Source organism: Escherichia sp. AM3 (assembly GCF_032029835.1).
In the GTDB taxonomy this organism is placed as follows: domain Bacteria; phylum Pseudomonadota; class Gammaproteobacteria; order Enterobacterales; family Enterobacteriaceae; genus Escherichia; species Escherichia coli.
Genome location: NZ_JAVUPQ010000196.1, coordinates 1 through 2,500, shown reverse-complemented (window position 1 = coordinate 2,500; position 2,500 = coordinate 1). Strand labels below are relative to the sequence as shown.

Below are 2,500 nucleotides of genomic sequence, written 5' to 3'. Positions count from 1 at the left end.
GTCTTGCAGCAAGAGAGGCCGGTCACGCTGTCCGTGAGATGGAGCGGTGGATGGTGCCGAACAAACTCCGGGAGGCAGCGTGATGCGGCAACAATCACACGGATTTCCCGTGAACGGTCTGAATGAGCGGATTATTTTCAGGGAAAGTGAGTGTGGTCAGCGTGCAGGTATATGGGCTATGATGTGCCCGGCGCTTGAGGCTTTCTGCCTCATGACGTGAAGGTGGTTTGTTGCCGTGTTGTGTGGCAGAAAGAAGATAGCCCCGTAGTAAGTTAATTTTCATTAACCACCACGAGGCATCCCTATGTCTAGTCCACATCAGGATAGCCTCTTACCGCGCTTTGCGCAAGGAGAAGAAGGCCATGAAACTACCACGAAGTTCCCTTGTCTGGTGTGTGTTGATCGTGTGTCTCACACTGTTGATATTCACTTATCTGACACGAAAATCGCTGTGCGAGATTCGTTACAGAGACGGACACAGGGAGGTGGCGGCTTTCATGGCTTACGAATCCGGTAAGTAGCAACCTGGAGGCGGGCGCAGGCCCGCCTTTTCAGGACTGATGCTGGTCTGACTACTGAAGCGCCTTTATAAAGGGGCTGCTGGTTCGCCGGTAGCCCCTTTCTCCTTGCTGATGTTGTACGGGCATGAACAACCTGACTTCAGGAAGGTCGTTTCCCTTCAGGAACGGGGATGAACGCGCGCCTGCGGCGCCCGTTCTTTTCCCCCGCCTTCTCTGGTTATGGCCTGTCAGAAATCACATCACCTTCCCTGTGATTATTCTCTTTTTCTTCCTGCTCTGATTCTGACTACTGCAGTGTTGTCCTGTCTGCCGGGCGTACCTTCGGCTCCCGGCTGCCTGGCGGCATCCGGTCGTCAGGCCCGACTCCGACAGGCAGCTGCTGGCGCACCTGCCAGTCTCCGCCGAACCCGCTGGCGCGGTTTCGGGCTGTCGCTACGGTCCGATGCGTGAAAACCCCTGGCTTGCAGCGACCGTTCCGGTCGCGCCGCCTCTGTCGCGCCGTGACCTGCGCTCCCGGCATCCCGGCAAAAGGCGCCGGGATGTAAGGCGCAACGCCGTTTCGCAAACCGCGCTTCACGTCGTTGCGGCGGGTCCCTGCCCGTTGTTGTGTCCGGTGCCATTCACCAGTTTAAGCCCCTGTCGCCGGGGGCATAGACAGCCACAACCGTCTCCGCCAGTCCAGGGGTGAAATGCACATCCCGCAAAACTTTTTGCCCAGAAGCAGGCAAAAACTTTTGCGGTCTGCCCCCGGACAGTCGTTTCCGGCCGTGGCAGTGATGCCCCATGCGGCGAAGGTTCTCAAACAGGTGATGGTGAATACCGGAGGGAACAAAAGGCAGGTCCCCGCAAAACGTCAAAACCGCGGCTCCCGAAACTCAACAGATGATGGGGGCTGAAAACATCAACAGAAGGAGGCACATCATGGCAGTTCGTGGCATTAACAAGGTCATTCTCGTGGGACGCCTGGGAAAAGATCCGGAAGTCCGTTACATCCCCAACGGGGGCGCAGTGGCAAACCTGCAGGTCGCCACGTCGGAAACCTGGCGTGACAAACAGACAGGGGAGATGCGGGAGCAGACAGAATGGCATCGCGTGGTGCTGTTCGGCAAGCTCGCGGAAGTGGCTGGCGAATATCTGCGCAAGGGCGCGCAGGTCTACATCGAAGGTCAGCTTCGCACCCGTAGCTGGGAGGATAACGGTATCACCCGTTACGTCACCGAAATTCTTGTTAAGACCACGGGCACCATGCAGATGCTGGGACGTGCCGCAGGTGCTCAGACTCAGCCGGAAGAGGGGCAACAGTTCAGCGGTCAGCCTCAGCCGGAACCACAGGCGGAGGCCGGTACGAAAAAAGGTGGCGCAAAAACGAAAGGCCGTGGACGTAAGGCCGCGCAGCCGGAGCCTCAGCCGCAACCGCCGGAGGGTGACGATTACGGGTTTTCAGACGATATCCCGTTCTGATCGGGCTGACTGTGATAACCGCCCCGCCCCGCCCCGTTCTGTGCGGGGCATCACCGGAGAGATGAGGATGAGCGAATATTTCAGAATACTTCAGGGGCTGCCTGACGGTCCTTTTACCCGCAAACATGCCGAAGCTGTTGCCGCACAGTACCGGAACGTCTTTATCGAGGATGACCACGGGGAACATTTTCGCCTGGTTGTCCGCAATAACGGTTCCCTGGTCTGGCGTACCTGGAATTTTGAGGACGGTGCCGGGTACTGGATGAACCATGTCATCAGGGATTTCGGGATTCTTAAGTAAGAGAGGTGCCCGACGCGCGAACGTCCGCCGCAGATTATCGCAGCCCTGAATAAGGCAGGGCTGTCCGGTGCCGCACGGGACGCGGAGAAGATGAAGAAAGGTGATGCGGCTGAACATGCAGAGCACCATATGAAAGACAACCGCTGGGTTCCAGGCTGGATGTGTGCACCACGCCCACAGACGGATGCCACTGAACGCACCGATAACCTGGCTGATG

At 57.9% G+C, this 2,500-nt stretch carries 6 protein-coding genes and 4 pseudogenes; 8 read left to right on the top strand and 2 right to left on the bottom strand.

The window, feature by feature from the left end; translation table 11 throughout:
- Positions 1-126: pseudogene (locus RTW80_RS23985) on the top strand (plasmid SOS inhibition protein A); the annotation flags it as partial.
- On the opposite strand, the gene RTW80_RS23980 reads toward RTW80_RS23985, so the two are convergent.
- Entirely contained in the window at positions 95-283 is a 189-nt protein-coding gene (locus tag RTW80_RS23980) for a hypothetical protein (protein ID WP_001299721.1), read from the bottom strand. The pseudogene RTW80_RS23985 and the gene RTW80_RS23980 overlap by 32 nt on opposite strands.
- Positions 284-304: 21 nt before the next feature.
- Here RTW80_RS23980 and mok point away from each other — a divergent pair.
- From mok to RTW80_RS23965, 3 genes and pseudogenes are all read left to right on the top strand, one after another.
- A pseudogene (mok, locus tag RTW80_RS23975) lies at positions 305-454 on the top strand (plasmid maintenance protein Mok); the annotation flags it as partial.
- Entirely contained in the window at positions 396-521 is a 126-nt protein-coding gene (locus tag RTW80_RS23970; protein ID WP_001372321.1) for a type I toxin-antitoxin system Hok family toxin, read from the top strand. The pseudogene mok and the gene RTW80_RS23970, both read left to right, overlap by 59 nt.
- 219 nt (positions 522-740) lie before the next feature.
- Positions 741-971, top strand: coding sequence for a hypothetical protein (locus RTW80_RS23965; RefSeq protein ID WP_071586998.1), 231 nt, complete (start codon positions 741-743; stop codon positions 969-971).
- On the opposite strand, the pseudogene RTW80_RS23960 reads toward RTW80_RS23965, so the two are convergent.
- Positions 969-1,141, bottom strand: a pseudogene (locus RTW80_RS23960) (hypothetical protein); the annotation flags it as partial. The gene RTW80_RS23965 and the pseudogene RTW80_RS23960 overlap by 3 nt on opposite strands.
- A 69-nt stretch (positions 1,142-1,210) precedes the next feature.
- Here RTW80_RS23960 and RTW80_RS23955 point away from each other — a divergent pair.
- The 4 genes and pseudogenes from RTW80_RS23955 to RTW80_RS23940 form a co-directional block, all read left to right on the top strand.
- A complete protein-coding gene (locus tag RTW80_RS23955; protein WP_000547968.1) occupies positions 1,211-1,417 on the top strand; it encodes a hypothetical protein in 207 nt (68 codons plus the stop codon).
- Positions 1,418-1,442: 25 nt separating this feature from the next.
- Entirely contained in the window at positions 1,443-1,982 is a 540-nt protein-coding gene (locus RTW80_RS23950; RefSeq protein ID WP_000290840.1) for a single-stranded DNA-binding protein, read from the top strand.
- Positions 1,983-2,049: 67 nt separating this feature from the next.
- Entirely contained in the window at positions 2,050-2,283 is a 234-nt protein-coding gene (locus RTW80_RS23945) for a DUF905 family protein (protein ID WP_312720522.1), read from the top strand.
- A 21-nt stretch (positions 2,284-2,304) separates the two neighbouring features.
- Positions 2,305-2,500 (top strand): annotated as a pseudogene (locus tag RTW80_RS23940) (hypothetical protein); the annotation flags it as partial.